At 62.9% G+C, this 15,037-nt stretch carries 10 protein-coding genes and 2 pseudogenes; 4 read left to right on the forward strand and 8 right to left on the reverse strand.

Going from position 1 to position 15,037, the window contains the following annotated elements; all coding sequences use genetic code 11:
- The first annotated feature begins 228 nt into the window (after positions 1-228).
- Positions 229-783, forward strand: a complete 555-nt coding sequence (locus O4H62_RS09020; RefSeq protein ID WP_269387164.1) for a dihydrofolate reductase family protein — start codon at positions 229-231, stop codon at positions 781-783.
- Positions 784-1,947: 1,164 nt separating this feature from the next.
- Here O4H62_RS09020 and O4H62_RS09030 read toward each other — a convergent pair.
- From O4H62_RS09030 to O4H62_RS09065, 8 genes and pseudogenes are all read right to left on the reverse strand, one after another.
- Positions 1,948-4,908 (reverse strand): annotated as a pseudogene (locus O4H62_RS09030) (sarcosine oxidase subunit alpha family protein); the annotation flags it as partial.
- Positions 4,909-4,997: 89 nt separating this feature from the next.
- Positions 4,998-5,249, reverse strand: a pseudogene (locus O4H62_RS09035) (sarcosine oxidase subunit delta); the annotation flags it as partial.
- A 12-nt stretch (positions 5,250-5,261) separates the two neighbouring features.
- Positions 5,262-6,512, reverse strand: a complete 1,251-nt coding sequence (locus tag O4H62_RS09040; RefSeq protein WP_269387167.1) for a sarcosine oxidase subunit beta family protein — start codon at positions 6,510-6,512, stop codon at positions 5,262-5,264.
- A gap of 122 nt (positions 6,513-6,634) precedes the next feature.
- Positions 6,635-7,516, reverse strand: coding sequence for an HNH endonuclease (locus tag O4H62_RS09045; RefSeq protein WP_269387168.1), 882 nt, complete (start codon positions 7,514-7,516; stop codon positions 6,635-6,637).
- Positions 7,517-7,995: 479 nt separating this feature from the next.
- Positions 7,996-8,460: a DsrE family protein gene (locus O4H62_RS09050; RefSeq protein WP_269387170.1), complete on the reverse strand. Its 465-nt coding sequence runs from the start codon at positions 8,458-8,460 to the stop codon at positions 7,996-7,998.
- A 116-nt stretch (positions 8,461-8,576) separates the two neighbouring features.
- Positions 8,577-9,902, reverse strand: a complete 1,326-nt coding sequence (locus O4H62_RS09055; RefSeq protein WP_269387172.1) for a PhnD/SsuA/transferrin family substrate-binding protein — start codon at positions 9,900-9,902, stop codon at positions 8,577-8,579.
- A 238-nt stretch (positions 9,903-10,140) separates the two neighbouring features.
- A complete protein-coding gene (locus O4H62_RS09060; RefSeq protein ID WP_269387174.1) occupies positions 10,141-11,493 on the reverse strand; it encodes a methyl-accepting chemotaxis protein in 1,353 nt (450 codons plus the stop codon).
- Between the two features lie 191 nt (positions 11,494-11,684).
- Positions 11,685-12,611, reverse strand: a complete 927-nt coding sequence (locus O4H62_RS09065; protein WP_269387176.1) for an HD domain-containing phosphohydrolase — start codon at positions 12,609-12,611, stop codon at positions 11,685-11,687.
- A gap of 322 nt (positions 12,612-12,933) precedes the next feature.
- Between O4H62_RS09065 and O4H62_RS09070 the strand changes: the two genes are divergently transcribed.
- From O4H62_RS09070 to O4H62_RS09080, 3 genes are read left to right on the forward strand one after another with little or no spacing between them, the layout of a single operon-like run.
- Positions 12,934-13,347, forward strand: a complete 414-nt coding sequence (locus tag O4H62_RS09070) for a response regulator (RefSeq protein WP_269387178.1) — start codon at positions 12,934-12,936, stop codon at positions 13,345-13,347.
- Between the two features lie 13 nt (positions 13,348-13,360).
- Positions 13,361-14,593: a sensor histidine kinase gene (locus O4H62_RS09075; RefSeq protein WP_269387180.1), complete on the forward strand. Its 1,233-nt coding sequence runs from the start codon at positions 13,361-13,363 to the stop codon at positions 14,591-14,593.
- Positions 14,590-14,952 (forward strand): hypothetical protein, encoded by a 363-nt coding sequence (locus tag O4H62_RS09080; protein WP_269387181.1) that lies wholly within the window; start codon positions 14,590-14,592, stop codon positions 14,950-14,952. Before O4H62_RS09075 ends, O4H62_RS09080 begins: the two co-directional genes overlap by 4 nt.
- Positions 14,953-15,037 lie beyond the last annotated feature (85 nt).

Consider the following 15,037-nt stretch of genomic DNA (forward strand, 5'->3'; position numbering starts at 1 on the left):
ACAAATGCGTTAAATATGAATTTTCTTAAGTCGTCAAGATGGAGTGGAGTGTGCTGAGGGATCGGTTGCAATACAAGCCAGAGGAAATCTTTCAAGAGTTGCGGCAGATCGGGGTGCTTGTCGGCCAATTTCGATGTCGTCACCATAGAGGCTGCGCAGCGCAGCGCCTATGTGGTCACGCAGAGCCGACCGGCCCCGCGCCCCATGCAGCAGGGAGGTCGAAGTAGCATGAGACGCCTGATCGCCTGGAATATCATGACACTCGACGGCTGCTTCGAGGGCGCGCAGCCTTGGCAGCTCGACATGCACGGCACCGTCTGGGGCGAAGAGCTTGAGGCTTTCTCGCTCGAACAGGGGGCGGAGATCGGCACGCTCCTCTTCGGCCGCCGCACCTACGAGGGGATGCGCGACTACTGGATGAAAGAGACGGGACCGATCGCCAAGATGATGAACGACCTGCCCAAGGCCGTGGCCTCACGCTCGCTCGACGAGGCTGACTGGTCGAACAGCCGCCTCTTGAAGGGCGAGGCGTCCGGCGCGGTGCGGGCGCTAAAGCAGGAGGACGGGCGCGACGTCTTCGTCTTCGGCAGCGCCGACCTTCTCGCGACCTTGATGTCCGAGGACTTGGTCGACGAGTACCGGATCTGCCTCGCACCGGTTGTATGGGGCGAGGGCAAGCCTCTCTTCAGGCCGCAAGGCGGCCGAACCCACTTCACGCTCCGCGAGGCGCGACCACTCCGCACCGGCGGTGTGAACCTGTTTTACGAACGGGTGGCCGAATAGTCTGGCCAGCCGCTACCAACTTTCCGCCTGAGCAATCGACTTCGTCTGCCGGTCCAACTCGGTCATCGCAGCGACATGGACAAACGAAGACTTCAGGCAAAACTTGGACAAATTCAATCCGTCTTCGATGAAGCAGCGATGCAGAAAACCGATACAAAACTTGAAAGGAGCAAATGATGCCGAAGTTTTTGACCATCGGGTAAGGAGATCGAGACGGCTACAATCGAACGCCAGAGGCCATCCGTGCCGCCGCGCATGAACAAGACGCCAAACTTGTCGCAGGGGGTGCGCTCATGGGAATCGCCGGGTCACCAGTGCAGGTTCGGAATCCGGGGGCAACGGGTGTCGAGACAAGCGCGGGGCAATTTATGACCACGGACCTTCCTGTCGCAGGTTTTGCAGTTATTGAAGCGGCCTCAATTGAGGAGGCAATTGAAATGGTATCGGGCGTTCCATGCGCTGTAGCGCATGGAGTTGTTGAAGTCTGGCCCATGAGCTGAATGTGTCAAAGCCCACGTCGCTGCGTCGCCAATCTTGGAGCTGTGGACTCCGAGCTGTCATTCGGCATCGTTGAGTTTAATGGGTCCTGACCCCAGGTGGCGGATGCCCGCCACCCATCCGAACTCAGCCCAGAAGCCGGATCGCGCGCGACAGGCTCTCGGCGAGGTCCCGCGCATAGGTCGAGAACGCCATGATCTCGAAATCGTCCTTGCCGAGCCGTGTCAGCTGCACCGGCACGTGGCCGAACAGCGTCGGCGCGCTGGCGCCTGTCTTGAACAGCTTCGCATCCGTGTCGACCGCCGACTGGGTGGCTATGATCCCGGCGGCCTCAGGCCCGGAGAGCGAAAACCTCACCCGCGCGTCCGACAGGTCGCACAGGCTCAGATCGGCCGATGCGCCAAGCCGCGCGGCAAGCGCTGCGAAGCCCTCGCCCGCTTCGCCCACCACTAGCGCCTGTCCGGGCTGCACCGTGCGGATCGTCCCGTCTCCTGCTTTCGCTGCCCGGCGGACGGCCGCATCCTTTGCCATCGGACCTGCGACCAGACACACCGGCGCATCCGGCAACTGGGTGAGCGACACGCGGTCCGACGCACTGACGGTGAGCCCATCCAGCAGGTCCGGCGCACCGCCATCGCGTGCGGCGATCGGCGCATATTCCCGCACCGCGGCGATGGGCTCTTCCTCCGGCGCCTCCAGGAACACCGGCGAAGATACGCGCACCTCGGTCTCGATCCCCCGCAGCGGATCCCAAACGATCAGCACCTCGCCATGCCGCTCGCGCCCGCGCTTGAGCATGGCGAGTGCGATGGTGGAGTTGAGATGCGGCGACCAGCAGGACGAGGTCACGTGACCCTGGTCGCTGGCCATTGAGGGAACCGCGCCGGGTTCGAGCAGATGGCCGCCCGCGAGCACCCGCTGCGCCGGATTGAGCGGAACGAGGCCCACCAGCTGCTCCCGGTCGGCCCGCTGCAGGCCTTCACGCGAGAGCATGACCTGGCCGATGAAATCGTCCTTCTTGCCGCTGACCATCTTGCCAAGCCCCAGGTCGCCCGGCGTCGTCCGCCCGTCGATCTCGGCATGGGTGATGAAGCCCTTCTCGATGCGCAGCACGTTGAGCGCCTCGAGCCCGTAGGGCACGATCCCGAACGGCTTTCCGGCCTCGAGGATGGCCTCGGCCACCGCCTCGCCGTGCCGCGCAGGGACCGCCAACTCGAAGGCCAGTTCGCCCGAAAACGAGATCCGGAACAGCCGCGCGGCGAGGCCTGAATGCAGACGAACCTCGCGCACCGCCAGGAACGGCATCGCCGCTTCCGAGATGTCCGCATCGACCACCCGCTTGAGCACTTCGCGCGAGGCGGGCCCCGCCACCGTGATCTGCGCCCACTGGTCGGTCACAGACGCCAGCCGCACATCGAGCTCCGGCCACAGCGCCTGGGCGCAGAACTCCATGTGCGCCATCGCCTCGCCGGCAGCCGCCGTGGTGGTGGTGATCAGGTAGTGGTTTTCGCCGAGCCGGCTCACCGTGCCGTCATCCATCAACAGGCCGTCCTCGCGCAGCGTCAGCCCGTAGCGCGCCTTGCCGATGGCCAGCGTCGACATCTTGCCGGTGTAGATGAGATCGAGGAACCGTGCGGCGTCCTTGCCGGAAAGGTCGATCTTGCCGAGCGTCGAGGCATCGGAGATGCCGACGCTTGCCCGCACGGCAAGCGTCTCGCGGTCGCAGGCTTGCTTCCAGCCCGTTTCCTCCCCTTGCGGGAAATGCGAGGCCCGCATCCAGGCGCCGGCCTCGATGAACACCGCGCCGTGTTTCTCGGCCCAGCCATGCAGCGGCGAGCGCCGCACCGGCCGGTAATGCGCCCCGCGATGCTCGCCCGCCAGCGCGCCGATGCTGACCGGCGTGTAGAACGGCCGGAAGGTCGTGGTACCGACCTGGTCGGGAGTGAGCCCCCGGTTTTCCGCCAGGATGCCGATGGCGTTGACATTGGACAGCTTGCCCTGGTCGGTGGCCATGCCGGTGGTGGTGTAGCGCTTGGCCAGTTCCACATGGCCGTAGCCCTCGCGCACGGCGAGCCCGAGATCCGCAACCGTGACATCGTTCTGGAAATCGACGAAGGCTTTTCCCCTGGCTTCCGCCACGTGCCACAGCGTCGTGAACCCCGCCGAACCGCCACAGGCCTCGCGCGAGGCTGGCAGGTCGGCCGGCTTCGGCTTGAAGCCCAGCTCGCTTGCCGCCCGCGCGCCCTGCTCCGCCCCGCTCTTCAGGCACCCTGCCAGATCGAGCACGCCCGCCGCACTGCCCGCCACCATCAGCCCGTCGCGTTCCTTTGGCGGCAGGAACATGCCGGAATCCGCGTTCCACACCGGCCGGTCGCCGCGGTGACAGGCGAGATGCACCACCGGGTTCCAGCCGCCGGCCATCGCCAGCGCGTCAACCCCGATCCGCAGGCGTTCGCCTGACGCGCGATTGACCGCCTCGACGCCCGACACCGCCTTGCCGCCCAGCGCATCGGCCACCACATGGCCCGCCAGCAGCCGCGCACCATCGGAGGCCGCGAGCTCCACCGCCGGGATTTCGGCCCGCGCGTCGACCAGCGTCACCTCGAGCCCGCGCGCAATCAGATCCCGTGCGCTCTCGTGGCCGGAAGGACCGGTCGCAAACACCGCCACATGATCGCCCGGCCGGATCGCCTGGGCATTGGCGAGCCCGCGCATCAGCGACGCCGTCATCACGCCCGGCCGGTCATTGCCGCCAAACACCAGCGGCCGCTCTTCCGCGCCGGCAGCCAGCACAGCGCGTTTCGCCACGATCCGCCAGACCCGCTGCGCCGGGCCGGAGCCCGCGCCGTCCCGCCGCTCGACCGCGCCGTAGACGCCGCTGTCATAGGTGCCGAACACGGTCGTGTTCGAAAGCAGCCGCACATTCGGGTTTGCCTCGAGTTCCGCAATCACCGAAGCCGCGAAGCCGGGGCCGTCGGCATCGCCGATCTCGACCCGGTCCTTCAGCAGCCGTCCGCCGAAGCCGGAATTCTCGTCGCAGAGCACCACCCGGGCGCCGGCCCGCGCCGCCGTCAGCGCCGCTATCAGCCCGGCCGGGCCGGACCCGATCACCAGTACATCGCAATGCGCCCAGCGCTTTTCATATTCTTGCGGATCCGGCGCATGGCTCGCCCGGCCGAGCCCGGCTGCCTTGCGGATTGCCGGCTCGTAGAGCTTTTCCCACAGCGCTGCCGGCCACATGAAGGTCTTGTAGTAGAAGCCGGCGCCGAGGAACGGCGACAGCGCCGAATTGACCGCGCCGACATCGAAACCGAGCGAGGGCCAGCGGTTCTGGCTTTCGGCCACCAGTCCCTCGCGCAAGCCGACCATCGAGGCGCGCAGATTGGGCTCGCGGGTCTCGCCATCGCCTATCGTCACCAGCGCGTTGGGTTCCGACGCGCCGCCGCTCAGGAGACCGCGCGGCCGGTGGTACTTGAACGAGCGGCCCATCAGGCTGACGCCGTTGGCGAGCAGCGCAGAGGCCAGCGTATCGCCGGCATAGCCCTCGAACCGCTTGCCGTCGAAGGAAAAGCCGATGCGGCGCGACCGGTCGATCAGGCCGCCATCGGAAAACCGGGAGAAGCTCATGCCTTGCCCCTCCCCTTGGAGGCGGCTTTCGCCGGCTTGGCCGGAGCCGCCTTGCGGCCCGGTTTCGCAGCACTCGCCTGAGCAAACTCCGCCGCGTCGACGACCGAATGGACGGCATGGTTGAAGGTGTCGCGCTCCACCACCAGCCAGCGCCGGCAGCCGCCCGAATGCTGCCAGTGCTCCTTCATCACGCCGCGGACATTGTCGCGCAGATGCACATAGGCGTCCCAGGCGGCAAACTTCGCCTCGGGCGCCGGCCGCACCGGACCGGCGTCGCCGCGAATGGTGAACTCTTCCTTGGGCCGCACCCCGCAATGGGGACAGGTGATCAGACTGGCCATTCTATCCGCCCCCTAGTGCAGGTTTGCCTGGGCGCCGTGCCCGGTTTCGTCGATCTGATAGCCGCGGCTGAAGCGGTCGAGCCGGAACGCCTTTGCAAGCTCGTGCGTCTCGCCGGTGGCGAGCAGATGCGCGAAACACCAGCCCGAGGCCGGCGTCGCCTTGAAGCCACCATAGCACCAGCCGCAATTGAGATAGAGGTCATCGACCGGCGTCCGGTCGATGATCGGCGAGCCGTCCATCGACATGTCCATTACCCCGCCCCAGGCGCGCAGCACCTTGACCCGGGACACCGAGGGCACCATGGCGCAGGCCGCCTCCATGACGCTTTCCACCGTCGCAAGATTGCCGCGCTGGGCGTAGGAGTTGTAGAGATCAAGGCTGCCGCCGAACACCAGCCCGCCCTTGTCGGACTGCGACATGTAAAACAGCGCCGCGCCGAAGGTCACCACCTGGTCGATGAACGGCTTGATGCCTTCCGAGACGAAGGCCTGCAGCACCTGGCTTTCGACCGGCAGCCGCATCCCGGCCATTTCCGCCACGCGGCCGGAATTGCCGGCCGCCGCCAGCCCCAACCTGTTGCAGCCGATGAAGCCGCGCGAGGTCTCGACGCCAACGACGCGGCCGCCCTCGCGGCGGATGCCGGTGACCTCGCAGTTCTGGATCAGATCCACGCCGCGGCTGTCCGCACCCCGCGCGTAACCCCAGGCGACGCCATCATGCCGCGCGGTGCCGCCGCGCCGCTGCATCAGCCCGCCATGCACGGGAAAGCGCGGATTGTCGAAATCGAGAAACGGTACCAGCTCGCGCACCTGCTCGCGACCAAGCAATTCCGCGTCCTCGCCGGCCAGCCGCATGGCATTGCCGCGCCGCGCGAACGCGTCGCGTTGCCCGTCGGAGTGATAGAGGTTGATCACCCCGCGCTGCGACATCATCGCGTTGAAATTGAGCTCCTGCTCGAGCCCTTCCCACAACTTGAGCGAATGCGAATAGAACGGCTCGTTGCCCTCAAGCAGGTAGTTGGCCCGCACGATCGTGGTGTTACGCCCGACATTGCCCGAGCCGAGATAGCCCTTCTCCAGCACTGCGACATTGGTGATGCCGTGGTTTTTTGCCAGATAATAGGCGGTGGCCAGCCCGTGCCCGCCGCCGCCGACGATGATCACGTCATAGTGCTTCTTCGGCTCCGGCTCCCGCCACGCCGGCCGCCAGCCTTTGTTGCCCGAAAGCCCCTGTTTGAAGATCGAAAATGCCGAATATTTCATGACCCTGCCCATGCCCCGAATGTAACGCATAGGAGAGCCGCGAGAGGCACGGTGTCAAGGACAGGACGCGACGCGGCGGGGGATTGTTTGCGGCGTGGGGGGATGAAAGATGCAATCAGCAGTCAGGCTGCCTTGAAGCGATTGGTGCGATGCCAATCAAGATAGTAGGGATGCGGCCGCAATCTCGGATTTTCAGGAACGATTGCCTTCATATCCGGCCTCAACAGGTGGGAGACATCGTGATTAAGCTGGCGAGATTTCAATATGGTGTAGTCATCATCCATCGATAGCAGCCCGCGATCGAACATCCAGTGCACAGTCCCTGACAGAGCAATGCCATTTTGCACCGAGTCGGGCCCGTTCTCCTCAACCGGCATGATGTGCGCGGCCTCGACTTCCGGCCGGCCTTTGCCATTGATCAACCGCAAACCAGTGAAGGCGCAGCGCCGGTCATAGGCAATACGGACATGCTGCCGGAATTTGACATCCCTGAATCGGCGATTGACCAATTGCTCGACAAGAGGGCGCTCCAATGGTGCTTGGGGCGGTTCGTCGAACTCATTGACAAGGTCAACTTCATCATAGCGTTCAGGCCACGGTACCCGTTCACTCATTCCCGCCGTAAGTATGGCATCGTACTCTTCGTCGTCGATCACCCGAACCGCTTGGACGGCGCGTCCTCCGCTCACCTTACCATCGGCAAGGAACAATTGGCGTTCAAAGCCGCCATTCTCCTGATAACCAACCAGCCGATCGAAATCGATGTAGTTCTTGAGGTCGGCGTAGAAATGATCGGGCCGCAAGGGATCTTGGCGGACTCCGGTGACGAGTGCTGTAGCCCAGTAAAATCGGCCCGTTTGACGATCCAGAGGCCCGTAATAGATGATCGGTTGAGCAATGACCTGCTCTACCCGCGAAAGGTACTGTTTGGGAAAATGATAATAGCGATCCGGCAGGTCATCATAGGCACTGTCCGCCTTGTGATAGAAGATTGCTGCTACCATGAAGTCGATCCAATTCCACCACTTACGGCGGACACCATATTCGACAAAGCTTGAAAGATTACAAGCTCTTTGCCGAATGCCGAAAATTGTCCAGCCGTTGATACCTGCAAACAGGCAGCAGCGGTCGCGATGCCCAACCCTCCCCCTTGTGGGGAGGGTCGGACCGTAGGTCCGGGGCGGGGTTCTTGCAATTTTTCCGCAAATCTTGAGCCGAAAGATAGCTCACAAGCCCCTCCCCAACCCCTCCCCACAGGTGGGAGGGGCTTATCTGCCGCGAGCATCCCCATCCCCTTTCATCTCCCGGCCACCGCACACCACACCACTCAAGCCTTCTGTCCAAACGGATGCCGCGGGTGTGAGGATCCGGCAGTGGTGGTGAGTGTTCGCTTGAGGATTTGGGGCGTGGAGATAACAGAACCGGGCCTCCCGGTCCTGCCTCGACCAGCCCGGCCCCTCCCCGGGACCGGGCCAAGCCGGTGTCAGGGCTTGATGTAGGTGTAGCCCTGCATCTGCAGGTGCGAGAGTTCGGCCACGCCGGAAGGCACGATGTCTTCCTCGAACACGTCGAACAGGTCGTTCTCGTAGCTGATCTTGCGGCCCTTGAGCGTGTTGTTGCAGACATTGATCGCCACGTTCTGGCCTTTCAGGCTCAGCACCTGGCCCTGCAGCGCCTCGTTGGTCTTGGCGTGGGCCAGCAGGCCAAGGCCATTGCCGTGCAGCACCACCTTGATCTCCATGTTCTCGGCGCCGACCGCGTTGATGTGGTTCTGGATGTTCCTGAGCGCGCCCTTGTAGGCCTTGTCGTCTTCGCCGCCATTGTAGTTGATGTGATAGACAACCTTCTGCTTGCCGTAGCGCTCGTTGGCGCCGGCATTGCCGGCAACCGCCAATACCAGTCCGAGTGTGATCGTGACCGCTGTGCAGAGTCTGGTGAAAAGTCGCATGAGTTCCTCCCGAATGTGACTGTGAAGCGCGAACGTGAGCAACAACGTCGCGCATCACAGTGTCGCACCCGGCGGCGACGAACTTAACTGGAAGGACTGCGTGTTTTTCACCGAAATCAGCCTAGGGAAACCCCTTGGTCGTAGCCCAGGCGGGTGGCGATCTGCACCAGATGCGCCATGGTTCCGGCTTCCGTCTTGTGCAGCAGATTCGTCCGGTGGAACTCGACCGTCTTCGGACTGATGCCGAGCGCACCGGCGATCGCACGGGTCTGCTTGCCGTTGCAGATCAGCTCCAGGATCTCGCGCTCGCGGCTCGTCAGGCTCTTCATCCGCTCTTCGTATTGCCGGAATTCGGCGGGCGTCTCAGCCTCCGCCTGGCCGGCCCCGCTGGCAGCCGGCTCTCCGCGGCGCCGCGCGTAGAGCCCGGCGCCGGTCAGGCCCAGCGCCATCAGCGCGGCCACGACCGCCAGCCAGCCGGAAGACGATCCCGCTTCGGTGGTCCCGGCGGCCAGCGTCACACGCTCCTGGTATCGTCCAACCAGCTTGCGCGTGGTCTCGTAGGACAGCGGCGCCGACCACAAATCGCGCAGGCCATAGGCCGAGGCAATCGCTTGATCCTGGCTCCGCAGCAAGGCAATGAGCACGGTCTCGCGCAGGTGCTTGTCGACCTTCCGCAGCGCCGCGAACGGCCATTCGGAAAACAGCGGGCCGCTGACCCGGTAGGGAAAACCGCGATGATCCTGCGCGTTGAGCACGCGGAAATCCTCGAGCCTGATCTGCCCGTCGCCGGCGAGAGTTTCCAGAAGACCGGCGCGGATGACGCCGGCGTCAACCTCCCCGCGCGCCACCGCAGCCACGATCTCGTCATGCGGAAAGCCCATGAAACGCAGCGATGCAAGGTCGCGGAACGCGTCGACGCCCTGTGTCTGCATCTGGCTCCAGGCGACCTGGAAGCCGCCGAAAGCGTCGGGGCTGACCGCCGCCAGCTTCCTGCCCTTCAGGTCGTTGAGCGAGGCCACCGGGCTGTCCTTCGCGACGATGATCGCGGTGCCGAACCGCGACAGGTGCGAGTTGGAAATCTCCGCCCAGCGCTCCCGCGTCGCAATGGCGCTCAAGTCATGGCGGGCGGCGAGCGCGACATAGTGGCCGGGATTGGTGATCAGGAAGTCAAGCCGGTCGGCCTCGATCTCGCTTTCCACCGACGACAGCGACACCGGGATGAGCTCGAACCGCCAGCCCTCGACGCTGTCGCCGAGATAGGCCGCAAGCGATCGCCACTCAGCAAGCGCGGCGGCGTTGCCGCGATAGGCCAGCACGCCGATATGCGCCGTCCGCGGCGCTGCGGCATCGTCGCCGGCGCTTGGCCGCGCACGGCCATCGCCAGCTGCGAGCAAGCCGCACAGCATGACCAGTACGCCGGTGAAGCGTTTCGGAAAATGCAAGATCCTTCTCCTCCCAAGAGCATCCTACATATGCAACCCGATGAATACCATTGCCCTCAGGCCAAAGGCAACGCCGCCCCGCCCGGTGCGGGCCTTGGCGGGGTACGTCCTGGCGGTCCGGCATCCGGTTGAAACGTCAGGCGCCGCGCATCCGGCTGGACACGCGGCGCGTGAGCGTCATTTGCATGAGCTTCGACCCCGGAGGTTGGCGATGCCGGGCAATGCCGGCCGTCCCCGGTCAGTCCAGCGGCAGTCTTTCCAGGAGTTTCAGACCGGCCAGCACCTTTTCCGAGGCCGCGTTGACCTTGTCGATCTCGTTCAGCGCGCCCTTGACGTTGCCCGAGTTGAACTGCCGCGCGGCCTCGATGCCGTGATGGTGGACATCGGCGTGGGGCGCCTCGAGTGCGATGAAATGGCTGTTGGAGCCAAGCGCCGTGTGGCGCAGGCTGTCATACCATTTGCCCAGGCGGCAATCGTGATGGTTGGACAATTCGTTCGCCTTCAGCCCTTCCCGGCCGATGATCATGTTGGCCAGCCGCCGCTTCCAGATCACGTGGTCCGACTGCGCCAGCTTGACGATCTTGCCCGGGAAATTCGCCTTGCCGAGATAAAGCAGGCGGGAGTTGATGCCTGCCTGGGCGTCGCCCATGCAGTCAACCAGGTCTTCCAGCTGCTCCAGCGAATCGCCGGAACTCATGGCAACGGTCCCAATGCCGCTGGCCACGCTCTGCGACGCTTCCTTCTGCTGCTCCAGCGCCACCGCGATATGGTCCGCATTGGCGATCACGTCGCTGAGTTCGCGGGATGCATTGGCAAGCGCCGTACGCAGATTGGCAAGCGCCGTATCGCCGTTCTGCGCCGAGGCCCGGCTCGAGTCCATGGCGCTGACCATGCCGGTCAGACCGCTGTGCAGCCGGGTGACGATATCGCCGATTTCCTGGGTCGCGATCGCGGTCCGGTCGGACAGCGCCTTGACCTCGGCGGCGATCACCGCGAAGCCGCGCCCCGCCTCGCCGGCGCGCGCCGCTTCCACCGCCGCGTTGATCGCCAGGATATTGGTTTGCGAGGCGATCTTCCTGATGTCGGCTGCAATCGCCGAGATATTGGTGCCCAGTTCCTCGACAACGCTGATTCCCGCACTGGTTTCGACCAGTGCATGATTGATGGTCGCCATGCTCTTGGAGGTCTCGGTCAGTGCGTCTTCGCTGATGCTGCTGGCTTCATTGGCGCGCCGGACATTGTTTCTGATCTCCTCGCCATGCTGCGCAACCTCGTTCACCGTGGCGGCCATCTCCTCGGCCGCCGCAGCGATTCCCTGCGCCTCGCCATCGATGTGCCTGAGGTCGTAGAGCAGCTTGGCCGACATCGCCGCCGTCTCGTTGACGCTGATCGAGGTCTTGACCACATCGTCAAGTTCTGCTGTCGAGCGATCGCGGCAGCGGCGGATGAGCGCGGCGATCGCCTGCGACAGTTCATCCGTCCCCTTTGGCTCGTGGGTGAAATCGTCATTGGTCGCCGATCGGATGCAATCGAGCAGGTCGTCCGTTTCCGAACCATGCGACTGAACACTGACACTTGCTGGAAGCCCCACTATCAACTCCTGAAAATATGCCCCGCACGTCGGGCCGGTTCCGCTCAATATGTAGATGTTTTTAGTTAGAGTTTATTAATCAAGACTTAGCGGAGCCGGCGCTGGCGGCGCCGCTGCAGCTTTTTTTTGCAGCTCTCGCGGAGTGGCGTTTTCCGGTGCCGGCGGAGGACGCCCGGTCTGCCCGGCGACGCTCAGGCGTCGATAATCGCGCCGAGCCGGAGCACCAGCTTGCGGTCGAACTGCCTGTCGCGCTCGAACATCCACCCGAGCGCCTTGCCGGGACTCCAGCCCTGCTTGTAGGGCCGGATCGATGTCAGCGCATCGAAGACATCGCAGACGGTGGCAATCCGCACCAGCTGGCTGATTTCGGACCCGGCCAGCCGCGATGGATAGCCGCTGCCGTCGAGTGCCTCATGATGATGCAGGCAGATGTCCAGCACCTCATCGGGGATGGCAGGATGCGCCTTGAGGATCTGGTGCCCGCGCCTTGGGTGGCTCTTGATCGCGGACCGCTCGGAAGCCGTCAGCGCGCCCTGTTTCTGCAGGATCCCGGTCGCAATCGTCAGCTTGCCGACGTCGTGCAGCAAACCGCCGACGATCAGCAGCTCGACCGTCTCCACATCGAGGTCCAGCGCATCGCCGAGCTTTCCCATCAGGATACTGACCGCCAGCGAATGCTGGAACGTGGTTTCATCCTTGTGCTTGAGCCGGGTGACTTCGAAGAAGAACGACGACGTCTGTTGATCGGCCTGGGTGATCTCTTCGACCACCGGCTTGATGCTTGCCATATCGAAGAGGTCACCGGTGACAAGGCCGATGAGTTCGGCCTTGAGGATCCTTGTCGAGCGCGCCACCGTGGCGGCGGCCTCGGCCCGCGCCTCAGCCGGCGAGAGCGGCAGGTTCGCCCTGCCCCTGTCCGGCAGCCGCGCGCCGTTACCGCCAACAGCGCCCAATGTCGTGTTGATGAGCACAAACTCGGCCGGGCTTTTAAGGATGGCGCTGAGTTCCCGATCTGAATCGAGAAAGAATCGGCGTTTGCCGAATGCAACTTCGGAACACTCCACCGCTTCGACGAACATGCCTCTTTTGATCTCAGTCTTGGGAATGCGCGTGAGCATTAACGGACCTGAAGAGAAAATTAGGAAACGCTAATTGTAAGTATATGAGAGACCGTTTCAGAAGTATGAACTGCGGCATCTTCCTTTAACAGGGCGGCAGGCAGCAGTGCCCAGCTGCCGGCTGCCATTGCAAAGGCCGGATTGTGCAACGGTCGTCGCGGGAGCATTCATGGCTGAGGACCGTTTCGAGGTTCTGTGTATGGCGCAGGACTTGGCATTCGGCCCGGCAGCCGCCTAACGCCCCTCGGTTTCCGGTGGGTTGATAAATCTCCGCAATAGGATAGCGTGTAATTACGAATCTCTAATATAATGCAACGATTGAATGTTACAGCGCCACATCTGCATAGTCGACGATGACAAGGACGACATATTCCTGATGTCGGCCTCATTGAAGCGGCTGGAAAGCAAGACCACAATTCGTTTCAAGATGAGCGCGTTCTACAGTGCCGAAGATGCTTTCTCGTTCTTCAGCAATCCGGCAATCGACCTGCAAGACCTGCCCGACTGCATATGTCTCGACATCAACATGCCCGGCACCAACGGTCTCCAGCTTCTCAGGATGCTTCGCCAGATGAGCCATCTGATGGAGATTCCGATCTACATCGTCAGCACAACCAAAAACCAGAATACGCACCAGGAAGCCGTTTCATCCGGAGCGAATGGAACTTACGCCAAACCCGACACGATGCTGGGCATGCAAACTTTGCAACGACAATTGCTGGGGATACCAGACTAACGGAGTTTTCTCGATGTTGAACAAGGTATTGTTGTACTTTGAGACGAACTCGTTTCTCGCGCATGGATATTGCCTGACCTGGCGGACCGACCTGATCGCACTGCATGCGATCTCCGATCTCCTGATCTTTGCGTCCTATTTTGTCATTCCGACTGCCATCATCTATCTCTTCGTCAAGCGGCCCGATCTGCTTCCCCAGCGGGTTGCGGTCCTGTTCTCGGCTTTCATCTGTGCTTGCGGCCTTACCCACCTGATCGGCCTGATTACCCTTTGGCAGCCGATTTACGGCTTCGAGGGCATCATCAAGGCCGGCACGGCGGTGATCTCCGGGGCGACAGCGGTCGCCAGCTGGATGCTGATACCCACCGCGCTGAAACTGCCAAGCAGCGTCACGCTGAGCGAGAAGAACAACGCTCTCAGCCATTCAATCCGTGAACAAAGCCGCGCCTACGAGGAACTCGATCTGATCAAGTCGCAACTCGAGTTGCGCATTCAGGAGCGCACCCGCGAATTGCAGGACAAGGCCGAGGCGCTGGAGCGGGTCAATGCCAGCCTCTCGCAATACGCCCATTTCGCCTCCCATGACCTTCAGGAGCCGTTGCGGAAGATCGTTTCCTTCTCCGAGCTGGCACTGGATGAAGGCAAAGCCGGCGGTCCGGAACTCGGCCAGTATCTCGAAACGATCAGGAAATCGGCGAGCCGGGCCAGAAACCTCGTACGAAACCTCCTTCACCATGCCGAGTTGGACCGCTACCAACCCGATCTCCAGGAGATTTCGTTGAAACACGAAACCGGGCGGGCGCTGGAAACCCTCGAGCTTCCCATCAACGATCGCGAATGCGAAGTGCATATCAACGTTCCCGACATCACCATCCGCGCCGATCCGACACTCGTTTTGCAGATCCTGCAGAACCTGATCAGCAACTCCATCAAGTACACGCCGGCCGACCGCAAGCCGGTGGTATCAATTACAGCGGAAGCAGAGGGCTCCGTAATCAAATACGTCATCCGGGACGACGGCATCGGCTTCGACCCGGTCTACAGGGATCGCATTTTCGAACCGTTCGCGCGGCTGAACACCGGCGGTGAGTTTTCCGGCAACGGCATGGGGTTGGCCATCGTCGCCAAGGCGGCCGCCCTCCTCGGCTGGGATATATCCGTGGAGAGCGCCCCGATGCAGGGCACCAGCTTCAGGATAGGCATTCCCGCCGATCTCAAGGTGGTCAATGGAGGACTGGGGGAATGAAGGACGTGCTGCTTATCGACGACGACATCATGGAACAGAAGCTCATGCATGTGTTCCTGACGCGCCGTTATGACGAAGACTTCGAACTGACATATGTCGACAATCTCGACGCAGGGCTCAAGGCTCTGGATGACGCCGAATTCGATGTGGTATTCATCGACCACTACCTGCCGCCCTACAAGGGCGCACACGAAACCTACCCGCTGATCTCCGGCCACGTCCGCAAGGCAAGCCTGATCTATATATCGTCCGGCTTCACACCGGTCGACCGGTTTCCGGCAGACAAGAATCTCGGTTTCAGCTTCATCGACAAGTTTGACATCAAGGACCGTATCATGAACGGCCTGCTCGACAGCTGAACGTCTTATCCGCAGGGCTGCAGAGCGGCCTCCGTACCGTCAGGCACGCCCCGGCATCGGCCGGGGCATGGCGAGAATGGCAGCG

The organism is Parahoeflea alexandrii, assembly GCF_027214025.1.
GTDB lineage: Bacteria > Pseudomonadota > Alphaproteobacteria > Rhizobiales > Rhizobiaceae > Hoeflea > Hoeflea alexandrii_A.

Coding starts and splice junctions, on each gene's coding strand:
- O4H62_RS09020 (WP_269387164.1), top strand. CDS start 229: ATGAGACGCCTGATCGCCTGGAATATCATGACACTCGACGGCTGCTTC.
- O4H62_RS09040 (WP_269387167.1), bottom strand. CDS start 6,512: ATGAAATATTCGGCATTTTCGATCTTCAAACAGGGGCTTTCGGGCAAC.
- O4H62_RS09045 (WP_269387168.1), bottom strand. CDS start 7,516: ATGGTAGCAGCAATCTTCTATCACAAGGCGGACAGTGCCTATGATGAC.
- O4H62_RS09050 (WP_269387170.1), bottom strand. CDS start 8,460: ATGCGACTTTTCACCAGACTCTGCACAGCGGTCACGATCACACTCGGA.
- O4H62_RS09065 (WP_269387176.1), bottom strand. CDS start 12,611: ATGCTCACGCGCATTCCCAAGACTGAGATCAAAAGAGGCATGTTCGTC.
- O4H62_RS09070 (WP_269387178.1), top strand. CDS start 12,934: ATGTTACAGCGCCACATCTGCATAGTCGACGATGACAAGGACGACATA.
- O4H62_RS09075 (WP_269387180.1), top strand. CDS start 13,361: ATGTTGAACAAGGTATTGTTGTACTTTGAGACGAACTCGTTTCTCGCG.
- O4H62_RS09080 (WP_269387181.1), top strand. CDS start 14,590: ATGAAGGACGTGCTGCTTATCGACGACGACATCATGGAACAGAAGCTC.